Below are 22,290 nucleotides of genomic sequence, written 5' to 3' on the forward strand. Positions count from 1 at the left end.
TTTCTTAATTCAGTCCTCCGCGTACGTATGAACTGAATTGGTCACTGAATGTTGTATGGTTGTTCATTTGTGACTTGCTGAGTTTTTTACTTTCCACCAAACCCCACAACACAAATTCCTTCAGGAAATGTTTTTCGGCAGCGGCAACTTTCGGCTGGTATTTTTGGATCAAAGCTTCCAAAGGAGCAATCGAGTCCAATTGTGCATGATACGTTTTATCATCGGCATCTTCAGAGAGCACGAATTCATCCTGCTCAAAGAACCAATCCACAATCGCCTGGTAAGGACCGCTTTCTCCCGGTTTTTCCAGTTTCTCAACTTTCGGGAAATAGCTTTCAAACAAGGTTTTCACCGCTCTTCCGATCAATTGTTCGGCAACATAGGTACTTCCTTCCTGCTCACCTTCGTAAACCAATTCCATTTTCCCGGTTAAGGCCGGAATAATTCCTTGGAAATCTGCCAGTCGAACGCTGGTTTTAGGGCTTTTGCTTTTTAATCCGCGCAATTCTGCAGCACTCACCAGGTTTTCAAAAGCTGAAATACTCATCCGTGCACTCACACCACTTTTCACGTCGATGTATTCGCTGTTGCGAGCTTCGAAACCAATTTGTTCGATCAGGTCCATTGCCAATCCCGGTACGGTAATATTTTCTTTTTGATCGCCTTCCAGTTTCGCTTCCTGTTCGGTAATGGTACGCGCAACCTGGATTGTTTCCGGGTAATGGGTCAGGATTTGTGAACCGATACGGTCTTTCAACGGCGTTACAATACTTCCGCGATTGGTATAATCTTCCGGGTTTGCCGTGAACACAAATTGAATGTCCAGCGGGAAACGCAATTGGAAACCACGGATCTGGATATCGCCTTCCTGCAGAATATTGAAAAGTGCCACCTGGATACGCGCCTGCAAATCCGGTAATTCGTTAATCACAAAAATACAGCGGTTGGCACGCGGTATCATCCCGAAATGGATCACACGCTCATCAGCGTAAGACAATTTCATGTTTGCTGCCTTGATAGGGTCCACATCACCGATGAGGTCGGCAATGGTTACATCCGGAGTGGCCAGCTTTTCAGCAAAGCGCTCTTCCCGGTGAACCCATGCAATTGGTGTTTCGTCGCCTTTTTCAGCAATCAGGTCCTTCGCATAGCGTGAAAGCGGGGCAAACGGATCGTCATTGACTTCCGAACCCTGAACAATCGGCATCCATTCGTCCAACAGGTTCACCATCAGGCGCGCCAAACGCGTTTTGGCCTGCCCGCGCAATCCCAGTAAATTGATGTTGTGTTTGGCTAAAATGGCGCGTTCCAATTCCGGAATAACCGTGTTTTCATAGCCGTGAATTCCTTCAAAGGCTTGCTTTCCCGATTTGAGGGCTTCCATTAAATTCGATCGCAATTCTTCTTTAACGCTCTTTGTCTGGTATCCTGAGGCTTTTAATTCGCCCAATGTTTTGATTGATTTCATACGTTTTGTCTGTGTAATTTATTTTATTCAAATGTTCAAATTGAATGATTAAACTCTTTGAACCTTCGAAGTTCGTAGAGCGAAGAAAATTTGAACTTTTTGATCTTTCTTTATCCTCTTATCCGTTTAATTCTGTTTGTCTGGTAATCCTCAAAGATCATTTGTCCCAGTCCCTGGATTCCGGTGTAGAACGCTTTTCCCTGGTTTGCAGCGGTGAAATTTTGAATGAATTGCTGTAAATACGGGTCTTGCGCGATCATGAAAGTCGTGATCGGGATATGAAGTTTGCGTGCTTGCTGTGCCGTTGTGTAACACTTGTCAACAATGTACTTATCCAAACCTACGGAATTCATGTAATACGAACCGTCCGGTTCAATGACGCAGCTTGGTTTTCCGTCCGTGATCATGAAGATCTGTTTGTTGGTATTCCGTTTCCGGCGCAGTAAATCCATCGCCAGTTCGAGCCCTGCAACCGTGTTGGTGTGATACGGGCCAACTTCGAGGTACGGAAGATCTTTTGCTTCAATGGCCCAGGCATCGTCGCCGAAAACCAGGATGTCCAGTGTATCTTTCGGGTAACGGGTTTTGATCAGTTCGGCCAAAGCCATTGCTACCTTTTTCGCCGGAGTAATGCGGTCTTCACCATACAGGATCATACTGTGGCTGATGTCGATCATCAAAACAGTACTCATCTGGGCTTTGTAGAAACTTTCTTCGACCACCAGATCGCGCTCGTGCAACTGGAATTCACCCATTCCATTGTTGATCTGTGCATTCCGAAGACTTTCGGTCATAGAGATTTTTTCCAACCCGTCGCCGAAGTTAAACTGCCGGTAATCGCCGGTTTGCTCGTCACCGGTTCCGCTATGCTTTGTGCGGTGGTTCCCGACTCCGCTTTTTTTCAGATTCCCGAAAATCTGTTCCAGTGCATGCTGACGGATCGCCCGTTCCATTTTTGCAGTAATTTCTGCTCCTCCGCTTCCGTTTTCACCGCTTTTATCCCGGATGTAATTCTTTTTCCGTAAATCTTCCACGAAATCATCGATGGTGTAATCCGGTGTAGTTAGTTCGTACTCCTTGTCCAGGACGCGAAGCCAGTCAATGGCTTCGTCAAAATCTCCGGAAGTGTGTGTAATGAGCTCCTTGAAAATCTCGAAGAGCCTGTCGAACGGAGAAAGCTCGGGAGCGGAATAGGGCGTAAATACAAATCCTTTGCGCATATTGTTGTTTGTTTTTAGTTGTGATTGACCGTGAGTCGGATGAAATATTCGGTCAATGAAATGAATCAGATAAAGCTTGTACTTTCGAACGAATAAAGGTACGTCATTAAATCGATTTTCGAAACGAACGTAAACCTTAAAATTCGTTAAAATCTGTTGATAACGAGTGGCGATGCGCTAAAAAAACAAATCCCGGTAAACTTATCTGTTTTACCGGGATTTGCTGGGTGTTGACAGTTATGAAGCCTGCCAACTGAACGTATATCTTATCAGTTCTTCACGATTTTCACCAGGTTCATCTGACCTGCACGGTAAATGCGTAAGAAGAAAGTGTTCGATTCATAACCTGAAAGCTCCAATTCCGTTTGAAGTGTATTCGGTTCGGCAGTTTCCAAAACCTTGCCAAGCAAGTCGATCAGTTCCAGGCGTTCGATTACTGCTCCTGAAGAAGCTACGGTCAATTTACCGTTTGTCGGAACCGGGTAAACGCTTAATTCTGCTGCTGCTGTTTCCTCCAGTCCTGTAAAATCTACTGAAACACAGTTTGAAGTATCGCGGCAACCGTAAACATTGTCCACAACGATAATCGCATAGCTACCGTTTAGATCAGGGTTGAATACAACATCTGTCTCACCCGGGATTACTGACATATCCGAACAGTTTACCCACTGAGCGGTCATATCGATCAATGTTCCGGCAGTCAATGTTCCTCCGGAAGCAAAAACCGAAGCCATTACATTGTGAAGGGTAATTCGCATATCATCTGTTCCGGTACAACCGTTTGCATCTGTTCCCGTTACGGTATAAATTCCGTTAATCGGAATGAAAGGCATACCGTTCGTTGCTCCGTTTGTCCAGGTATAAGTTTGAGCTCCTGTTCCCGTCAAAGTGTGTTCGATTCCCTGGCAAAGATCCAGGTCAGGCCCTGCAGAAACAACCGGATTCGGATTGAATGTTACTGTGATTGCATCGCTTTTAACACATCCGTTGGTGTCTGTTCCGGTTACGGTGTAAGTCGTGGTGCTAGTCAGTTCGAACGGCATATTATTGATCACACCGTTATTCCAGGTATAAGTATCTGCGCCCTGTCCGGATAACGTGATATTCGTTCCTTCACATACACCGAAATCTGCTCCTGCATTCACATTCGGAAGCTGGTGTACCGTCATTATTAGCGTATCTGTATCCGTACACCCGATTGAATCGGTACCGGTTACGACATATGTGTTGGTTGTCATAGCTTCGAAAAAGACGTTGTTTGTTACACCATTTGTCCAGGTATAGCTTGCAGCTCCCTGACCATAAAGTGCCACACTGTCTTCAGCACATGCAGTCATAGGCCCGTGCGCTGTTACCACAGGAATGGAAACAACAATTTCCAGTGTGTCGAATGATTGAGCACATCCCGGAACGTTTGCCGATGCGGTATAAGTTGTTGTTGTAGTTGGCGTTACTGCAAGAGATGGAGTTGTTTCACCGGTTCCCCAGGTAAGGATAGATCCCGGTTGATTCGCCAGTGCATAGTGAATATTTCCGTTCCAAACACGCGGCTGGTAAACAGCGCCTGTATTCGCTGTAAACGGATATTCCATACCACCACCTTCGAGGAAAGTAATGTTTGCATCGGCGCTGTAAACGTTTCCTACAGCTGTACCGTTTGAATAGTTTAAGCTTACTGCAGATGTGTTCGATGTAATGTAGAATGCATACGTTTGTCCTGCCGGGATCGTGACATTTACGTCTACCGGTACGGCTGAGAACCCGCCTGTGTAAGGGACTGGTGCTGAGCCGATGAATGTCCAGGCAGAAGGAGTATTTGCAAATCCGTTCCAGGTACCTACTTTGTAATAGATTTCGATGGTTGTATTTCCCATCGGAGAAGCATCAAATGACAGAATTGTTACCGGGTTGGTAGCAACGATGTCGAACATGTTACCACGGTGATTGTTTCCTGCTGTATTGGAAGCCATGATCTGCACATCCGGTCCGTTCGCAAAAGCATTCAGTGTAATGTTGTCTCCGGAACATACCAATGAATCTGTGGCCATAATGATGGTCGAACAGGGCTGGGCATAAGCTTTAAATCCCAAAAGTGTAAACGCAAGAAAAATTAAGTGTAGACTTTTTATCATAAATAGTGATTTAAAAATTCGCTGCGAATCTAGGGCTTTTAATTTGGTTTTCCTTCCTCTTAAAAGAAAAAAATGAAAATCGGGGGTTTCCCCTTGTTTGATAACTAATTGATTTTCAGTACTTAATTTTTAGTTCAAAGCATTAGCTTGGTACTCGCTTTCGCCTTGAGAATCATCCTTATAGAAAGATGATAGTTTTCTGGTCATTAAAAAATCCGGGTACTTGAAGTGTTGGGGATTGAATCCAAGTAGTTGTAATGAAAATGCAGCATGGTAAAATTGAATGAATTTTCTTTAAGGTCAATTTTACATTTTCAATTGCTTAATACTCTCCGCGCAATTTCTGCCCGTCATGATAATCGATGAATTTCGCTAACCTGCTGTAACCGGAAATTTCTTTGGTTTCATGATCCCAATCTACGGTTTCATACGAATTGCCTATCGGTTCTTTTTTGTAAAAGTTCTGGCAATTTCCTGCACCGTCTTCCCAGAAAGGCAATAAGTCGAAAAAGCTGTAATCTGCTTCCCATTCCTCCACGTGTTCTTCCAGGAAAGTCAGGGATGTTTCCAGTTTTTCCGCTGCACAGATACAATGCGATCGGTCATCTCTCAAAGCGCTTTTTAAATCTCCGAAGTTTGCATGGACGGAATACAATGCTTTCAGGTCGGCAGGCATTTTCCACCCTGCTTTTACAAGGTCTCCGGGTAATTTTGCGTCCGGGTTCGGTTCTCTTCCTCCCAGGAATTCGTAAAAAATATTGTCTGCGTAATCCTTTACCTGGTAAGCATAAGCCAGATACCATTTTCCTTCCTCAAAAATAGCAAAGAGCTCCAGGGTGTATTTCACCAGTGAATCTACGAAGCTGATGGGGAAATTCTCCCAAACCTTGCTAATGGCTTCGTCTTGTGGTAACAAATGCAAATCATGCCACGGACAACTTTCCGGAACTTCCGAATAATGCATGATCTCCAGACTGCGGTTGTTTATCCCGTCGACATACACTTGTGTTTCTGTGTCCAGGAACACCATCAAACCTTCGCGACCGTGTGTTTTCACCAATTCTACCTGGTAATCGTAGTATGCTTTCAGTTGTTCCATGAAATCCAGTTTCGTATCCTGGAAAAAAGATTTTAGTTTTTGGTGGATCTCTTTTTGCTGGTCGGCAGTAAGTGTAATATTTGGGAGCATGCTTTATAAATTCTTTTTAGTATTTACAGAATGGAGATGGAATAATGGACGTCTTGGTTGCATGGCTGCGAAACTTATTTTACTCCGTTGCCATTTTTTGCTCCTTGTCTGGAACGGTTGGTTTGCGCGGAGGAATTTTTGTGTTTGCAATCCGGATAATGGAAGAACCTATGTCTCCGTAATTTACTGGAAGGCCGCCAATAATTACCGTGATGTCTTCTTCCTTTACAATGGTACCGGTCAATTGAGCAGATTTGCGAACCTTCACTCCATCAATGTAATAAATAGTTTCACCTCTGACAATCAAAGAATCCGCAACAGGAGTTTGAGCAAGGGCTGGTACTGCCGGGAATAAAAACAGAAAAGTGTAGAAAAGTGATTTCATACGTACAATTTCTCTTACAGATGAACAAGGGCGAAAAATTCCATAAAATCGTGTTCAATCAAATGGTTCCAGGAAATAATGTCCCGGGTTTCCAAGCATTGCTTCGGCTTCCATAATGAGGTCTCTTGGTTCCATATTTTTACTGCGATCTTTAAAGGAATTAGCGTTCCCTTCGGAAAGAACTAATAATGCGCGTACCAGTTGATCTTTCCCTACACCCCAATCGTGGGTGTAAATGTCTTCAATCAACAAGAATAGTTCATCCCTGTCGGTTTCAGCAGGAAATAGTTCCAACACTTTTTCCCTTATATCCGGCGGAAATTCGTCATCCGCTTCATCGTCACGAATAAATGGAGTTGCATCCGTAATAGTGTCGCGCGGATCTACAATGTTTGTACTATGTTTTTTGAATTCATCCACCTTTCCCTTTGAAAGCATAAGCAATGCCCGAACCAGCTGGTCTTTCCCAACTCCCCAATCGTGGGTATAAATCTCTTCAATCAACCGGATAATTTCATTCCTGTCAGGCTCAGCCGGAAATAATTCCGCGACTTTACTTAGGATATCTTTCGGAAGTTCGTTTTTCATGTGAAGTAATTGTTTTTTTGGATGAATTAAATGTTTTTAGGTCAATTTCCCTGTTTCCTCAATCAAAGCTTCCATCAATTCGGAGGCCTTCCGGTATTTCAAAACAGGGGCGATCTGACCACTCCAGAATAAGACCAAATCGTGTTTGTTCTGTGCCAAAGCAGCTTTTCGCAGGGAAGACATCAAAGTAGTTTGAAGCGGGAAGGGAAGGAGTTCGTGTTCTTTCCCGTGGACTTCTTTTGCGAGTTGCGTAGTAATTCCTCTACCCAGGCGTCCGGTATAAGCACGTGTCAATATGGTTTTTTTCGCAGCATCCGAAAACAGGGCTTCCCGGTGTTCCGGCAAAGCACCGGATTCTTCCGTTGCCAAAAAAGCTGTACCGATTTGCACAGCATCTGCTCCTAAAGCAAAAGCTGCGGCAATTCCCTTTCCGTTTGCAATTCCTCCGGCTGTAATAAGAGGCACTTTCACCTTTTCGCGGACCAATTGCGTCAGAACAAAACTCCCGGTAATCGATAATTCGGCCGGTTCCAAAAAGGAAGGGCGATGTCCGCCTGCTTCGAAGCCGGATGCAACGATCGCGTCCACACCTGCAGCTTCCAAAGCAATGGCCTCATCCAACGTAGTTGCATTGCCGACGAGCAGGATTCCGCGTTTGCGGGCTTCTTCCAGCATGTCTGCAGAAGGAATTCCGAAAACGAAACTGAATACCTTAGGTTTGATGTCCAGAATCACCTGGAACTGGTTTTCAAACCGCGTTTTGAAATCCGGTTTGGCAGGAAGGTCTACTCCTAACTTATCGAAATAAGGTTTGAAGAAGGTTTTCGTGCGTTCATATTGTTTGTCGCTGACTGTTCCGTTGGGTGCATCCGTATCGGAAACCCACAAGTTGAGATTATACGGTTTACCGGTCAGCGATTTGATTTGCCGGTCGACCTCGTAAATTTCCTGCGGTGAAATGCTGTAAGCTCCATATCCGCCCAAACCACCCCGGTTTGAAACAGTTGCTACAAGTTCGGGAGTTGATAATCCGCCGCCAAAAGGCCCTTGTAAAATGGGATAATCGATTTCCAGGAGTTCCGTTGCTTTTGTCTTGTTCCACATAATGATTGAATTTAAGGAATTAATCGATAACGTTTGTCAGTGTTTTATTCACAATCAGCCAATTACCGTCCGTTTCGTGAAGCGTAATGAAATTGTAGTAATTGAATGTATACATCCGGACATGCAGTTTTGCCGTTGCGATGGAATTGATCACATCAATAGCAAGAATTTCGCCTTCCGAATGGCAGCCCCGATTCTTCCGGACTTACCCGGTTTGCGACGCCACTTAGATATTCATTCCGGGTTTTAGCGTAGGGAGTTCCGTTGATGTCTCCGAAAAGCAATGCATAATGCATCCGGATGAAACGTTTGTCCCAAAAGTGTGGTGTCTCCGGTTCTGATTCCTTCTAAATAGTCCTGAAGGACGGCTTTAATGGCTTCCTCTTTGGTTGTTTTTGTTTCCATGACATTCCGTTTTTGTGCGTGGATACCGTGAACAATACACAGTATCCATGCGATGGTGAATAATTTCATTTTTTATCTGCGGTAATTCCCTGTTCCCTGAGTACGGAGACTTGTTCTCCTCCAACTCCCCAATTGTCGGTATCGATTTCCCGGATTACCACCTGTGTGAGCTGCGGATCTTTATTCAAGACAGTTGTAACTACATCCGTCAATTGTTTGATAAGCTGCTGTTTTTGCTCGCGTGTAACGCCTTCGCGCGTTAGTTCTATGTTGATGACTGGCATAATTGAAAAAGTTTAAGCCTCAGCTGTGAAGGTGAAGTCTAAATCGAAATGGTTGTAAATGAGTGTGTCCCCGAGGTTTGTGAAGAAGTTCCCGGAGCGGAACCGGATACCGTATTTCGTCCGGTCGATGGTTATTTTCCCGGATGCTGTTACTAAGTTATCTGTTTGATTAACCTGCATGTCGAATTCAACCGGATGCGTAATTCCTTTGATAGTCAGATCGCCGTTGATGTGATAAGATCCGTTTTCGCGCGGTTCTGCATGTACGATTTCCATACTTGCTTCCGGAAATTGTTCGGAACTAAAGAAATCATCCGAAGCCAAATGGCCTGCGAATTGCGCATTTGTGGCCCGATCTGTAATGTCCAGGATTTTGATGGATGTGGTATCAATCACGAAGTTTCCACCGCTTAGCACGTTTTCGTTGAATTGAATGTGACCGGCTTTGAAGTCGATAGTTCCGTTGTGAGCACCTGTTACTTTTCTGCCTGTCCAGGCTACTTTGCTTTTTGCCTTGTTGATCTCAAATTGTGTTTTCATGTTTTTGAATCTTTAATATGAATGACACAAAGTTGAGGCGGAAAAAAAGAAGGATTACGTGATGTAAGTCACATAATGAGATTGAGAAACAGAATTAGAATGAACAGAATGAGAATGAGAGACAGAAAGAGAATGAGAGACAGAAAGAGAAGGAGTATTATTTCGAACTATAGACGGCTCAAAGTCTCTCGTGAAACGCCCAGGTAAGCAGCAATCAAATGTTTCGGAACGAGATTGTAGAGTTGCGGATATAGGGCCAGCAATTCTTCGTAGCGCTGTTTGGCATTGTTGTTCATAAAAGAAAGCAGGCGCTTTTGGGTCGCAACATATCCTTTATTGGTCCGCCATCGAAAGAAATATTCCATTTCATGGATTTCGCGGCACAATTTCTCCCGGTTTTCATTCGAAAGTGCCAGAACGGTTGCATCCGTTATACAGTCGACATGGATCCGGGCTTTTTCACCACTGTACAATGCTTCGAAATCGGAAGCCCACCAATTCGGCATGGAAAATTGCAGGATAAATAGTTTTACCTCGTCGTTGATGTAAAAAGACTTCAGACAGCCTTCCACTACAAAGTATTCCCGGTTCACTTTATCGCCGGCAGAAATGAGTGTTTGCCCTTTGGTGAATTGCTGTTCTTCGAAATGGGCGAATACATAGTCAAACTGCTCTTCGGAAAGAGTCACTGTTTTCGAAAGGTAGTCCCGGAGCAATTCTTTAGCGTTCATGAAAGCTAAAATAATGAGTTAAGATTAAGGAAGCTTATTCTAAGATCGAATTATTCGTATAAGTGCCAGATCATCACTCGGAGAATGTTTCCATTCGTCACGTATGAAAAGCAATTTGTTAGCCAGAAAATTTTCCTGCTCACAGCCCTCGATGTCTTCTAAAAGAAATGTTTTGAATGTTTCTTCATCTTTTTGATTCTTTGAATTTCCAAAGTTTTTGAAGGTGTAAATTCCATCGGTACAAATTGCCAGGTTGGAGAATGCATGAACGGAAAGAAACTGCTCTTGATCATCAAACCAACTTTCGAAATTTTTGCTCAAATGGTAAGCCAAATAATCAGGTCTGTCGTCTTGTTCAAATTCAGTGTAATGTCCATCCACGCAAATTAACCCGTCACCAATAACAACTATTTCAGCATCAAAGGTGTTTTCGTCAATAATCCCAAGAACAAGGGTTGTTAAAAGTTCAATAGTTTCGAGTCCGAGTTGGTTTTTAACCTGTTTGAGTTCAGTAACCAATTCCCTCAGAATTTCTTTCAGGTAAGTTTTCAGATCTTGATCTCTCCCTGTGTCTCTAAAATGCCGGTAATAGTATTTTTTGCTAATTTTTTTCAGGATCTTTCCAACAAGAATGGATGCAAATACCGAATCTTCTCCCATGGTGCAGCCGTCCATAACAGCAATAAGTTTTTTTCCGGAGTCTAGTTCTGATATAGTTGTAAAATCTTCGCAATGATTTGAGTGGAAACTGCCAATCTGTAGTGCAGAATAGATATTCATAGTTCAAAATTAATGTAATTTGAATTAAAAGCTTGAAAAAGAAAGCAATTGAACCTGAATACTTATTTTTAACTCATTCAAATTCACTTTCTCATGAACCGATTCCTTTTGCTGGTTGTGCTGATGGCATGTTCTATTGCCGGGTTTTCCCAAAACGCCATTCCTTATGGTTCCAACAAAGAGGTGGGAAAATACCTGAAGATCAACGGGGTGAATTTGTACTATGAAGTTTACGGAACAGGAGCCCCCATTTTACTGATTCATGGAAACAGCACCGGGATCAAAGGCTGGACACCGCAGATTACCCATTTTTCGAAGAAATACCAGGTTATCGCGGTTGATTGCCGTGGTCGCGGAAACTCCGAATTGGGGACCGATTCACTGACTTATCTGCAGCAGGCAAATGATTTGTCTGTTTTGATCCGGGAATTGAAGTTGAAGGACGTGACTGTCATCGGGAAAAGCGACGGTGGAATTATCGGCTTGCTGATGGCAATCCATTACCCGGAAAACCTGAAGCAATTGGTGTCACATTCGGCTAATGCAGAACCGGACGGCTTGTATGTCCAATCCGCGAAAGAAATCCACGATAAACGCGTAGAAGCTGAAACCATGCTGGCGAAAGGGGATACGACCAAAAACTGGAAGCTCGAACAGCAGAAAAACCGTATGATGGAATTCCAGCCGCACATCAGTGCCGAAGACCTGAAGAAAATTGCTATTCCGGTGCTCATTACTTCCGGCGACCGCGACGTCATCCGGGAAGAGCATACTTTTTGGATCTACATCAACCTGCGCTTTGCCAATCTGAATATTTCTCCCGGAGAAGTGCACCGCATGCCGACCCTTAACCCGGAATTGTTCAATGCGATCGTGGAAAACTGGATTTCTCAGCCTTTTAAAGGGGATGCAGTGCGGTTTAAATAAGTTGCTGTTACTTCTTCTTCTCGCAAATAATCAAAAAGAACGGAAAATTCTCCTCGATCTCCCGGATTTCTGCCAAACCGGATGCACCGAATTCTTCCCGGATCGCATCTTCGTCGTAGAAGAACATGTTTACGCCGCCGAATTGCTGGAAACGGTCTTTCCCGATGGGTGTGCCGGTTCCGTAAGTGGGTGCTTTTTTGGAAATAACGGTGAAAACCATACAGCCGTTTTCGGAGAGTTGGTTATAACAGTCTTCAATGAGTTTTCTGCGTTCGTTTTCGTCCAGCAGGTGGATCAATGCATAACAGAAAATCCCCTCATAAAGTTTTTGGTCGAAAGGCATGTCTGTGACGGAGCCGTGGTAAACCGTCATTTCTTCGCCGTAATGTTTTCGGAGCAATCGGATAGCCGTTTCGGCAATTTCAATTCCGGTTACTTCCATCCCGTTTTCCCGGAATATTTGCGCATTTCGCCCGTAACCGATTCCGGGGATAAGCACATTCTTAACGGATCGCTCCCGGAAAAGGTCTTTGGTGACAATAGCAGATTTGGAAGGGTTGATTCCCCACATTTCCTGCTTGTCACGGAAGCTGGATTCCCAGAATTCGGGTTTTTCATTTTCGCTCATAACTCCTTAGACCCGGTTGCTCTCTGAAAGTTTAATCGAAACGAAGGATTGCTTCAATGACTTGCTTCTCCCGCTCAGCTAAGGTTCCGCTCACAGTGATCGTATCCAGGTCAAAGGCATCGATCCATTCTTCCAGCAATTCGTTGACTTGCCTGCGCAATTTCGGGAATTCGGATTCCGGGCAACCGATCACATCGTGTTTTTCAACCGGAACAAATACCAGCAGGTCAATTTCGTCCATTGTTTCCTTGACTTGCAAGTAGTATTTCCGGGAAGCTTCCGCTCCGCCAATGATGTGGATATAGGCAAGCAGATCGAGCGGAGAACGGTCAAATAATACGTCCAGTTCATCGATTTCTACATTTTCCAGGGCACGATCCAGTTGCATGGAAAAATCTTCAGTGCTTGGCGTTTCGGAAAATAAATGTCCTTCTTCCAGCAGTTCCCGGTAAGGTTCGGGGATGAAAAGGAATTCCGGCGCTAAGGCATGGATTTTTTCGGCAAGCGTGGTTTTTCCTACGCGGTGAGCTCCTGTAAATGCAATTTTCATGGGATGAATTTCTGTGAATGTTAATCGTTTTTTCTACTGTTTGATCGGGAATTGTAAAATCGTGATATCACGATTTCATAAAAATAGGATATCCCATTTTCCGGTTGTCCTTAAATGCTTTTTATCCGTTCTTCTTCCAGATCAATCTGGTACAACTGCGTACGGATTATTTCTTCGTTGATCTTCGGGTCTTTATTGAGTTCCGTCAGGTATGCCCGCTGCACTTCCAGCATTTCGATAAAAATAGCTTTTGTTTGTTCATTCATCCAGCTGTCATCAGAGGCCTTCGACTTTTCTTCCCAATGGCGCATGAACAGTTCTAATCCCGCATGATCTTTCAGTTCGGTTTCCTGTTTCTTTTTCAGGAATTCAAATACATGTTGTTTCAATCCGCGTTTCATTTCCCTGCGGGTTGCTTCCTCGGCTTCTTCGTTGATAAAAGAATCGAATAAATGCCAGCGGTTGATGAGATAGGGAAGTGTGAGTCCCTGAATAACCAAAGTGAGCAGGATAGCTACGAAAGTAATGAACAGGATAAGGTTCCGGTGCGGAAAAGGTTCTCCGTTCAGGGTAATGGGAATGGCCAAAGCGGCAGCCAGTGAAACCACTCCGCGCATTCCTGTCCAGCCAAGCATGAGCGGAAGTAAGAGCCTGTTTCGCATAGAACCCCGCCCGGGAGCCACACTCGGACGAAAGATCATGGTAGAAACCATTGCCGCATAAGAACTGATCATCCGGGAAAGGATCAGTACCGCAGTAACCAAAACTCCGTAGCCGATTGCAGTGCCGAATGAAGTTCCTTCTACCTTCAAACCGTCCACAATTTCCGGTAGTTCCAATCCGATGATCAGGAAGACGATCCCGTTGAGGATGAAAATAAAGCTTTCCCAAAAACTGAACCCCTGGATCCGGCTGGAACTGTTGAGAAACACCAATTGCCTGGCCGACATATACAATCCGCCGCTGACAACTGCCAATACGCCCGAACATTCCAGTTGTTCGGCAATCCAGTACATGAAATACGGTTCGATCAGCGTCAGGGCAATGTCCGATGAAGCATCCGTAGGTAAGAGTTTGTGTGCCCGGACAAACAGCCACGCTACAATCAGCCCAACTGCGGTTCCTCCGATGATCATCCATAAAAAGCTCAATGCGGCTTGGTGCCAGATAAATTGCCCGGATCCTATTGCTACGAGTGCGAAACGGAAAATAATCAACGAAGAAGCGTCGTTCAATAAGCTTTCTCCTTCCAGGATAGCGGAAGTTGATTTGGGAATTTTGACAAATTTGGTAATGGCTCCTGTACTCACTGCATCGGGTGGTGAAACGATTCCGCCCAGCAAAAATCCCAAAGCGATAGAGAACCCGGGAATGAAATGATTGGTGACAACCGCAACGGACAAGGCCGTGAAAAATACCACCAGGAAAGCAAAACTTCCGATGATGCGCCACCATTTCCGCATTTCCTTGAAGGAAACCGACCAGGAAGCCTCAAACAATAGCGGAGGAAGAAAAATGAAAAAGATCAGGTCCGGATCAATCTTTACGGTCGGCAGTCCGGGAATGAAGCTAATCAGTAACCCACCGATTACCAGTAAAATAGGATATGCGATTTTCAGTTTGTTCGCCCACATGTTCAGCAATACGATCACTGCGACCATGGCCAGCAAAAAAGGTAAAATGGTATGCATTGAATTGTTCAATTATGCGTTGTTCAGTAAGCCAACTGATTTTTCAGGATTGCTCAATACTAGTAAAAATAGTTGAAAATGGGAAAGTCACGATTCATTTATTCCGGAAAACAAGAGGATGTATGCCTGTATTCTTTTTATTTTTGAGACTATGCAGGTAAATTTCAAAGATCTTTTCCTCGGAGTGGCTATCGGCGACGCTTACGGTGCCGGACTGGAATTCCAGGATCGCAACTGGATCCGGGAACACGTTGATTTCACGGAGTTTGTCAACAAACGAATGGATATCCGTTCCGATAAGATCGAACTTTTCACCCGGGATTACAAAGCGTGGGACTACACGGACGATGCAGAAATGACCATTGCGGTGGCAAAAGCCATGATGTCGGAGCAACCGTTTACGGAGGATTTATTGGTTAATTTCTTTTCCGAAGAATACAATCTTACGTTCCTGAAAAGAGGATACAAACGAAACGGACACGGTGCCATGCGCTGGTATTTCAGTGGTGAAAAAAGCATTGAAGAAATCAAATCGTTCCAAAAAGACAAGAAATACCCGGGAAATGCGCCACCCATGCGCGCCATCCCACTGGCTTTTGCTCCGGAAGACCGGATCGATCTGTATGCAGCAATCAATGCGAATTGTACCCACCCGCATCCGTTGGCAGTTGCATCAAGTATTTTGGTGGCTCGTGCTGCGCAGGGATTCCTGCTAAAGGACATTCAGCCGGAACAATTGATTGCATATTGTCTGCAGTTTATAAACGAGCCGGAAACAATAGCGTTACTGAAAAAGGCTGATCAGCTTCCTGGCCCGGAAAACCTGCAGGAAGGGGATTACGAAATTTTGTGTGGCCCGCAACCCATCCGGGAAGACCAATTTTTGCCGGGAATCTGCGGCTTGCCTTCCAACGCGATGCAAACAGCCGTTTGTGTCCTTTATGTGCTTAAACATGCCAAAACATCTTTCGAAGCACTCAAATATTCCGTCAATATAGGCGGAGATGTGGATTCGCTGGCTTCCATCTGCACGGGAATTCTTGCCGGAAAATATGGGATCGGTGATATTCCGGAGTATATGATCCATTCTGTTGAAGGAAAGGAATATGTGCAGGAAGTAGGGGAAGAGTTCGGGGAATTTGTCTGGAATAAAACCGGTAATGAATAGAATAAATCTACGGAAATTTTATATTTAGGATCTAAACATTTAACCATGACTCAAGAATCAAATGCAAAACCTGCAGCAGTAGTTATGATAGTATTCCTTTTCCTGGCAATAGCCGGTTTTATCGGATGTGTTGCTTTCGGGGTGCAGACGCAGAGTTATTATGTAAGAGAAACGTCAATAGGAGGATCCTATGAAGTAATAGCCGACAGTGGTTTGAAAGGCGGTGCAATCGGGTGTGGCATTTTTGGAGCAGCCGCACTTTGGGGGTTCGTGAAAGTATTTCTGACACGGGCGAATTAATTTGGAAAACGAACCTCCAATAAGCCATAACGGTTGTTGGAACATTGTCAACTTCATTCTTTCAGCAGAGTTGATAGTTTTTTGTTAAGTTCTCACTCTCATTTTCATTCTGTCATAAACGCTTCTCCACCAAATACTTCCAATACCGTTTCGGGACATGCTGCACGTGTAATTGGATATTCTTACGCCCAACAATATTCGTGCTTTTGAAATAATCCTTCCACAGTTTCTGAAAAAGCATTTCATTCTCACTGAAAGCTTCGCTTGAAAGTCCATTTGGCGAGAGCAATGCATTCGGAATGAAATCCACCAATTCGGCTCTTTCCAGGTCGTAGTAAATGCCGTAAGCCCTGCGCGAATCGTAAATAAACCATTTTTGGTCGGCATAGCGGTCCCGGAAATGTGATAAAATGAGTGGAAGCACATTGAAATCCGGCTCAATGACCGAGAAATAAATGGCGTCTTTGGTGAGCTGGAAACGCACAAAAGCCTCCATGCGGTGCTTTTCACGGCCAACTGATTTGACTGCTTGCTGCAATTGCAACACATGCAGGTTCCCGAAGTCATTCAATACATGCTGCTGCAATTTGAGTCCATACCGGATTACTTCGAGAATGGTTTCCTCAATAGTTTCCAGTTCGCTGAGCCAGGAGATCCACAAAGTGCGTACTCCCGACGGCCCGAATAGACCGATCAATTTTTTCCAGACCCGCTTTGCTTTTTCGTCATCCGTTACAACATGGCGTATCTCTGCAAAAAGTGGAGGAACGGCCATTCCTTCTTTACGAATGTGGATTTCCGGCCATTTGTATTCATACACTTCAAAAACGGTAGTCAGTAATCCTTCAAAACTACCGTCGTATACCAGCCAGATCATCCGAAAAGCGACGTTTGTGTTCCGTGTAGTTGACTGAATTTGGAATTTGCGGTAGCTAATACCAAATGCCGCAGTGTTTCCGCCGAATAGTCTTTTGTTTCCAGCGCACGGTCTTTGCAAACAATGAAATAACGCGCACGGTTCAAAGAAATACCCAGCTTGCGGAGATTTTCCCAACCCAGGTTTCCGAATTTTCGTGCGGCCACGATCTTTTGTGCGGATCGGACTCCGATTCCCGGAACGCGAAGAATCAATTCCAGGTCAGCTTTGTTGATATCCAGCGGAAAGAGATGCAGGTTGCGCAGTGCCCATCCGAATTTCGGGTCAATCTCCAGGTCGAGGTTCGGATTCGAGTCGTCTAAAATCTCGTGTGCCCCGAACCCGTAAAAACGCATCAGCCAATCTGCCTGGTACAGGCGGTTTTCGCGAAGCAAAGGAACCTGCATCGACAAAGAAGGCAAACGATCATCTGATAATACGGGAACATACCCGGAATAATACACGCGCTTTAAGTTGAATCCGCGGTAAAAACGGTCCGCTGTCTGGATAATTTCCCGGTCCGATTCATCCGTGGCGCCAATAATAACCTGCGTACTTTGTCCGGCGGGGGCAAATTTCGGTGTACTCACTATGAGTTTCCGGGTGTCGTTCAGTGCGGTCAAGGTTTCTGAAATGAATCCCATCGGTTTCTCCATGGTTTCGAATGTCTTGTCGGGAGCCAATAGTTTTAAACCTCGCTCGGTCGGAAGTTCGATATTCACGCTCAACCGGTCGGCATACAAGCCGGCTTCATGCATGAGTTCATTACTGGCACCGGGAATTGTCTTCAGGTGAATATAGCCGTTGAAGCCGTGTTCAAGCCTCAGTTTTTTGGCAACACGCACCAGGCGTTCCATGGTCGTATCTGCGTCTTTGAAAATCCCGGAACTGAGAAACAATCCTTCTATGTAGTTCCGGCGATAAAACCCGATGGTCAGGTCAACGACCTCCTGAACGGTGAAAGCCGCGCGTTTTACATCATTGCTTTTCCGGGACACACAATAAGCACAGTCGAAAATGCAATGGTTCGTAAGCAGGATTTTCAACAGGGAAACGCAGCGCCCGTCTTCCGTATACGTATGGCAAATACCCGATGCAGAGGCATTGCCAAGGCCTTTGTTTTCATTCTTTCGGTCACTTCCGCTGGAAGAGCACGAAACATCGTATTTGGCAGAATCTGCCAGTATGTTCAGTTTTTCCTGGATACGTTCTTGCATGAAACAAAAATAGGTAAAAGAATCAATTGATTAAAAATTAATTTTATTTGGATTATTTTATAATCAATATACTTTATTATAAAAAGGGCTTAACATTTATTGGATCAAAATAAGTATATCCATTTTTAAAGCAGGATTAGGCGGCGTACCTTTCAATAAATAGTAAGCCATGTCAAAAATTTCATCCATTATAGCAGGAACATGTCCCAAATGCGAAAAAGGGCCCATTTTTAAATACCGGGGAACTATTTTTTTACTGAAAGCTCCTGTAATGCACGAACGTTGTCCGGTTTGTAATTATCTTTTTGATAAAGAGCCGGGTTATTTCCTGGGGGCTATGTATGTAAGTTATGCGCTTACGGTAGCGGAAATGATAGCAGTTTTCATAGCGTTTTTTGCATTTGTACCGCTGTGGGTTTTCTTTATACTGATCACCGTGATTATAATCTTGTTGAGCTTTTTTAATTTCCGCCTGTCCCGGATCATCTGGATCCATTTATTTCAGCGCTGAGCCGCTCTCCGATAGCAAAAAAGGAGATAACTTTCATTACCTCCTTTTAAACGTAAATAGTTTAGAACTTATTCCTTCACGAAACGTTCGCGGTGAACAATTCCTTCTTTCGATGTCACTTCAAGGATGTAAGCTCCCTGGTCTAGTTTGCTTATTGCAATGCTCATTGTTTCAGCAGTTCTTGCACTAGCTTTTTGCGAAAGTACCAGGTTTCCTTTCAGGTCGTAAACCAATACATCCTGGATCGTTTCTTCATCCAAAGTAACTTGTAAGAACTCGTTTGCCGGATTCGGAGACAAGGTCACGCCCGGATCGTTTGCAACCAGCGTAGGTGCAATGCTCTGGCACAGGATCACTTCCTGGATAGGTCTTGGGATCGGGTTGGGAGGATACGGTGCCGGGTACATCGGAAGCGGATTGAAGTTTCCTGTTCCTACAATAACCGGGTTGGTTGTAACAGTGTTTACAGGAACCGATTTCTCACATTTCGATATTTTCAGCAGGGAAGATACATTCAGGTCGAATCCTCCGTTGACTGTGTTTTGGTTTACCAGGTAAGTACGGTCCGAAAAACGGTTGTAAACGATCATGTCCGGTGTATTGATGAAAACCGAATTACCACTTTCTTCATAATAGCTCGGTGCAAGCGGTGAGTTATTCCCGGATTGGTAAATTTTGGCCCCCAGGAAAGTCAGATTATCCTTCATCGTAATCTGGAAAGGAGTAAGCAATTGCGGCAATGCCCCAGACGGAGCGCTCAAATATCCGCCGATCACAATCATATTGGCTTTGGATTGCTGCAAACGGAAACCATTCTGGTCAACTCCGCTTCCGATCGGGTATCCCGCCAATTGATGGCGTGTCCACGGAGTGAGGAATGCTCCGTTAAACGGGTTACAGATGGCAACATTGAACTGATGGATCACACTGTTGTTTGCCAGCAGGTAAACCACGTTCAAAACCGGGTTGTACAGAACGGAAGAACCTGAAAAACGGGAATTCGTGTTGTCAATGATATTCGAGAAGGTTACGTTCCCGGCGTAATCGGTACATACCGTAATGAGGTTTTGCTCCGCGGAAGTGGGGGCATTGCAAGACCCGGAAATGAAATAACCTGATCCCGGCACTTCCGTAATGTTTTCCAGCATGTCGTAATCCCAGATACTAACAGCCGGAAGGTCCATTTCGATCGGGTTGTACAGGATCGTATTGAAATTGTTGAGATCCAGCCCAAGTACAAATCCGAATTTCGGGATCGTACCGTAGTTGCTGGAAGTGATGGTTCCCGCAATCTCCGTTCCTACGATTGTTACCTGTGAGGTAGATTCGGAGCAGATTACCTGGTGAGGAACCATGGAGTTTCCGTTAAACGTATATTCCAGCGAACTTTGTACCGGGGCTCCCGTGAAAAAGTCTACTTCCGCAACAAACATCTTATAAGGTGTTCCACTGGCAAGCGACGCGGTCATTCCGGTAAGAATAATGGTGTTGGTAGCTTCCCGGATGGTGAAATCCATTAAATAAACAGGATCAGGATAATCGACATAATAGGTGTTCATAGGTGCTCCCGCAATGTTGGAAATTTTGAATGTGGGTGTTAAAAAGCCGGTTGCGGGGTTGGTTTCCGTGTAACCGCTGATCACAAAGTCCTGGAAGGTTTCCACAGACAGGTTTTGATTGAACCAGCTTCCGTTTGTGACCTCCAGAATCCGTTGGGAGTTACCAAAGATTGGCGCAAGAAGTAGCGCAACTGCAAATAGTGTTGTTCTCATACTAAAGTGAATAATAGTTAATGAGAGGAAGTTAATTCATTCCTGATCCTGAGCCAAATGGGAAAACGTTAAATGTGGTTTTCCGGTCTGATAAAGCACAAAAGAAGTGCTGAAAGTTATATTCCTAAATTTTGTGTGAGAAAAAGTTACAAACTATAACCGTGATGTTTCGTAATTTTGCGGAATAGTTCTAAAACCGGAATCCCACAACCAGGATATCATCTGTCTGGCCGTTCTCTTTTTTCCATTCGTGCAGGTGCTTTTCCAGCAATCGCTCATGCTGGTCCAATGTGTATTCCTGGATACCCAGCAGGATATCCTTAAAACGCCGGGTCATCATTTTTTTATCGTTTTCACCACCGAAAGTATCGGCATATCCATCCGAAAACATGTAACACGTGTCGCCCTTTTTTAATTGTATTTCATGACATTCGAACGGATCATTCTCGTGGGTAATCCCACCGATTGCTTTGCGCGTTCCTTTGAATTCTTCAATATCGTTCATTCCTCTCCGGATAATCCATAAAGGACGGTTTGCTCCTGCGAATTTCATAAATCCGGTGGTCGTATTCAGCGCACAGAGAGCAATGTCCAGTCCGTCATGAAGTGATTTCCGGTCTTCTTTATGCTGGAAAGCTGCTTTGATGCTCCTGTTTAAGAGACTCAAAACTTCCGCCGGATCAGAGCTGTTTTTAAAAGCATCTTCCAGTTTTTCCATGGCGATCATACTTAGCAATGCTCCTGGAACTCCGTGTCCCGTGCAATCGGCTGCTGCAATAAAAAGTGTTTCTCCTGTTTGATGGAAGTAGTAAAAATCTCCGCTCACGATATCTTTCGGTTGAAAGAATACAAAACATTCCGAAAGACGGTTCTGAAGGTATTCTATTCGTGGGATCTTGGCACGCTGTATCCGTTTGGCATAGTGAATACTGTCTGTAACTTCCCGGTTCTTTTCCAGGAGTGAAGCATTCACAATCGAAAGTTCCTGTGTTCTTTGCTCCACTTTTTGTTCCAGTTCCTGGTTCAGCTTTAGAATTTCCCGTTCCGAACGCATGCGCTCGGTCATGTCACGGGCATTGGCAAAAACCAGGTCTGCCCGCATAACCAAATGCCATTCCAGCCAAACATATGCTCCGTTCTTGCATTTGCTTCGATTGACGATGGAAACCGGTTGAGAAGCATTTTGGAGGTTTTCGACACTTTGTAAGGTCTTTTCACGGTCTTCCGGGTGAATGAATTCGATGTAAGGAGTAGTAAGTATTTCTTCCAGGCTGTACCCCAATGTCCGTTCGAATGCCGGGTTAATGGTTTTAAAATATCCATCTGTTCCGGCAATACCGATCAGGTCTATGGACTGACTGAAAAGTAAATCCCTTTCCTCTTGCAATTTAGCAGCTTCCCGTTTTTTTTCTGCTTCGCGAAGCACGCGTACAATGGTCTTGGGAAGGTTGGAAAGATGTCCTTTCAACAGGAAATCACTCGCTCCCTGTTTGATGATTTTTACAGCAAGTTCTTCTCCGAGTGTTCCCGTAACCAGAACAAACGGTACGAAAGGTAGGAGTTCATTGCATCGCTCCAGCGCACGCATTCCATCGTATCCGTTCAGTTTATAATCCGACAGAACGATATCCGGAACAAATTCGTTCAGGGCTTGTAAAAAGGTCTCTTCTGAGAATGCATGCCTGAATTCGCAGGCATAATCCAGGGTTGAAGCGTGGTACTTCACCAATTCGGCATCACTCGCTTCGTCTTCCAGAATGAGAATTTTCAATGGTTTCAACATA

At 44.5% G+C, this 22,290-nt stretch carries 24 protein-coding genes; 4 read left to right on the forward strand and 20 right to left on the reverse strand.

All coding sequences use genetic code 11. From position 1 onward, the window contains the following. Positions 1 to 4: 4 nt before the first annotated feature. The 13 genes from ABDW02_RS15815 to ABDW02_RS15875 all read right to left on the reverse strand — a co-directional run bounded on the left by ABDW02_RS15815 (position 5) and on the right by ABDW02_RS15875 (position 10,826). A complete protein-coding gene (locus ABDW02_RS15815; protein ID WP_343636198.1) occupies positions 5 to 1,468 on the reverse strand; it encodes a magnesium chelatase in 1,464 nt (487 codons plus the stop codon). 110 nt (positions 1,469 to 1,578) lie between these two features. Continuing rightward, entirely contained in the window at positions 1,579 to 2,688 is a 1,110-nt protein-coding gene (locus ABDW02_RS15820; RefSeq protein WP_343636200.1) for a VWA domain-containing protein, read from the reverse strand. A 269-nt stretch (positions 2,689 to 2,957) separates the two neighbouring features. Further along, positions 2,958 to 4,820, reverse strand: a complete 1,863-nt coding sequence (locus tag ABDW02_RS15825) for a hypothetical protein (RefSeq protein WP_343636202.1) — start codon at positions 4,818 to 4,820, stop codon at positions 2,958 to 2,960. A gap of 322 nt (positions 4,821 to 5,142) precedes the next feature. After that, positions 5,143 to 6,009 carry a hypothetical protein gene (locus ABDW02_RS15830; RefSeq protein WP_343636203.1) on the reverse strand — a complete coding sequence of 289 codons (867 nt, stop codon included), beginning with the start codon at positions 6,007 to 6,009 and terminating at the stop codon, positions 5,143 to 5,145. A 79-nt stretch (positions 6,010 to 6,088) separates the two neighbouring features. Then, positions 6,089 to 6,394, reverse strand: coding sequence for a hypothetical protein (locus ABDW02_RS15835; protein ID WP_343636204.1), 306 nt, complete (start codon positions 6,392 to 6,394; stop codon positions 6,089 to 6,091). 54 nt (positions 6,395 to 6,448) lie between these two features. Then, complete coding sequence (locus tag ABDW02_RS15840; RefSeq protein ID WP_343636206.1) at positions 6,449 to 6,982, reverse strand: hypothetical protein; 534 nt, start codon at positions 6,980 to 6,982, stop codon at positions 6,449 to 6,451. A gap of 36 nt (positions 6,983 to 7,018) precedes the next feature. After that, positions 7,019 to 8,086, reverse strand: coding sequence for a nitronate monooxygenase (locus ABDW02_RS15845; RefSeq protein WP_343636208.1), 1,068 nt, complete (start codon positions 8,084 to 8,086; stop codon positions 7,019 to 7,021). A 19-nt stretch (positions 8,087 to 8,105) separates the two neighbouring features. Beyond that, positions 8,106 to 8,240 carry a nuclear transport factor 2 family protein gene (locus tag ABDW02_RS15850; RefSeq protein ID WP_343636210.1) on the reverse strand — a complete coding sequence of 45 codons (135 nt, stop codon included), beginning with the start codon at positions 8,238 to 8,240 and terminating at the stop codon, positions 8,106 to 8,108. A gap of 92 nt (positions 8,241 to 8,332) precedes the next feature. Beyond that, complete coding sequence (locus ABDW02_RS15855) at positions 8,333 to 8,560, reverse strand: nuclear transport factor 2 family protein (RefSeq protein WP_343636212.1); 228 nt, start codon at positions 8,558 to 8,560, stop codon at positions 8,333 to 8,335. Beyond that, positions 8,557 to 8,775 (reverse strand): 4-oxalocrotonate tautomerase family protein, encoded by a 219-nt coding sequence (locus tag ABDW02_RS15860; protein ID WP_343636214.1) that lies wholly within the window; start codon positions 8,773 to 8,775, stop codon positions 8,557 to 8,559. The genes ABDW02_RS15855 and ABDW02_RS15860 overlap by 4 nt, the downstream gene beginning before the upstream one ends. 12 nt (positions 8,776 to 8,787) lie before the next feature. Continuing rightward, positions 8,788 to 9,315, reverse strand: coding sequence for a YceI family protein (locus ABDW02_RS15865; RefSeq protein WP_343636216.1), 528 nt, complete (start codon positions 9,313 to 9,315; stop codon positions 8,788 to 8,790). Positions 9,316 to 9,482: 167 nt separating this feature from the next. After that, positions 9,483 to 10,046 (reverse strand): Crp/Fnr family transcriptional regulator, encoded by a 564-nt coding sequence (locus ABDW02_RS15870; protein ID WP_343636218.1) that lies wholly within the window; start codon positions 10,044 to 10,046, stop codon positions 9,483 to 9,485. A gap of 39 nt (positions 10,047 to 10,085) precedes the next feature. Then, positions 10,086 to 10,826, reverse strand: coding sequence for a protein phosphatase 2C domain-containing protein (locus ABDW02_RS15875; RefSeq protein WP_343636220.1), 741 nt, complete (start codon positions 10,824 to 10,826; stop codon positions 10,086 to 10,088). Between the two features lie 93 nt (positions 10,827 to 10,919). Here ABDW02_RS15875 and ABDW02_RS15880 point away from each other — a divergent pair, with 93 nt between their 5' ends. After that, positions 10,920 to 11,753, forward strand: a complete 834-nt coding sequence (locus ABDW02_RS15880; protein ID WP_343636222.1) for an alpha/beta hydrolase — start codon at positions 10,920 to 10,922, stop codon at positions 11,751 to 11,753. Between the two features lie 7 nt (positions 11,754 to 11,760). Here ABDW02_RS15880 and ABDW02_RS15885 read toward each other — a convergent pair whose 3' ends face one another. The 3 genes from ABDW02_RS15885 to ABDW02_RS15895 all read right to left on the reverse strand — a co-directional run bounded on the left by ABDW02_RS15885 (position 11,761) and on the right by ABDW02_RS15895 (position 14,622). Beyond that, entirely contained in the window at positions 11,761 to 12,381 is a 621-nt protein-coding gene (locus tag ABDW02_RS15885; RefSeq protein ID WP_343636224.1) for a class I SAM-dependent methyltransferase, read from the reverse strand. A gap of 31 nt (positions 12,382 to 12,412) precedes the next feature. Then, entirely contained in the window at positions 12,413 to 12,931 is a 519-nt protein-coding gene (locus tag ABDW02_RS15890) for an ATP-binding protein (RefSeq protein ID WP_343636226.1), read from the reverse strand. 110 nt (positions 12,932 to 13,041) lie between these two features. After that, positions 13,042 to 14,622 (reverse strand): Na+/H+ antiporter, encoded by a 1,581-nt coding sequence (locus ABDW02_RS15895; protein WP_343636228.1) that lies wholly within the window; start codon positions 14,620 to 14,622, stop codon positions 13,042 to 13,044. Between the two features lie 151 nt (positions 14,623 to 14,773). On the opposite strand from ABDW02_RS15895, the gene ABDW02_RS15900 reads away from it, so the two are divergent. Beyond that, positions 14,774 to 15,790, forward strand: coding sequence for an ADP-ribosylglycohydrolase family protein (locus ABDW02_RS15900; RefSeq protein WP_343636230.1), 1,017 nt, complete (start codon positions 14,774 to 14,776; stop codon positions 15,788 to 15,790). A gap of 45 nt (positions 15,791 to 15,835) precedes the next feature. After that, on the forward strand, positions 15,836 to 16,090 hold the full coding sequence (locus tag ABDW02_RS15905; protein WP_343636233.1) for a hypothetical protein: 255 nt from the start codon (positions 15,836 to 15,838) through the stop codon (positions 16,088 to 16,090). A 112-nt stretch (positions 16,091 to 16,202) separates the two neighbouring features. Here the strand turns inward: ABDW02_RS15905 and ABDW02_RS15910 are convergent, their stop codons facing one another. Both ABDW02_RS15910 and ABDW02_RS15915 read right to left on the reverse strand, forming a co-directional pair. Beyond that, positions 16,203 to 16,967: a TIGR03915 family putative DNA repair protein gene (locus ABDW02_RS15910; protein WP_343636235.1), complete on the reverse strand. Its 765-nt coding sequence runs from the start codon at positions 16,965 to 16,967 to the stop codon at positions 16,203 to 16,205. After that, on the reverse strand, positions 16,964 to 18,223 hold the full coding sequence (locus ABDW02_RS15915) for a putative DNA modification/repair radical SAM protein (RefSeq protein WP_343636237.1): 1,260 nt from the start codon (positions 18,221 to 18,223) through the stop codon (positions 16,964 to 16,966). Before ABDW02_RS15915 ends, ABDW02_RS15910 begins: the two co-directional genes overlap by 4 nt. A 169-nt stretch (positions 18,224 to 18,392) precedes the next feature. Between ABDW02_RS15915 and ABDW02_RS15920 the strand changes: the two genes are divergently transcribed. Next, entirely contained in the window at positions 18,393 to 18,734 is a 342-nt protein-coding gene (locus tag ABDW02_RS15920) for a DUF983 domain-containing protein (protein WP_343636239.1), read from the forward strand. A gap of 68 nt (positions 18,735 to 18,802) precedes the next feature. Here ABDW02_RS15920 and ABDW02_RS15925 read toward each other — a convergent pair whose 3' ends face one another. Together ABDW02_RS15925 and ABDW02_RS15930 are read right to left on the reverse strand one after the other, a co-directional pair. Further along, positions 18,803 to 20,506 (reverse strand): T9SS type A sorting domain-containing protein, encoded by a 1,704-nt coding sequence (locus ABDW02_RS15925; RefSeq protein WP_343636241.1) that lies wholly within the window; start codon positions 20,504 to 20,506, stop codon positions 18,803 to 18,805. Positions 20,507 to 20,696: 190 nt separating this feature from the next. Then, positions 20,697 to 22,289 (reverse strand): SpoIIE family protein phosphatase, encoded by a 1,593-nt coding sequence (locus ABDW02_RS15930; RefSeq protein ID WP_343636243.1) that lies wholly within the window; start codon positions 22,287 to 22,289, stop codon positions 20,697 to 20,699. Position 22,290 lies beyond the last annotated feature (1 nt).

Source organism: Fluviicola sp. (genome assembly GCF_039596395.1).
Classification (GTDB): Bacteria; Bacteroidota; Bacteroidia; order Flavobacteriales_D; family Crocinitomicaceae; genus Fluviicola.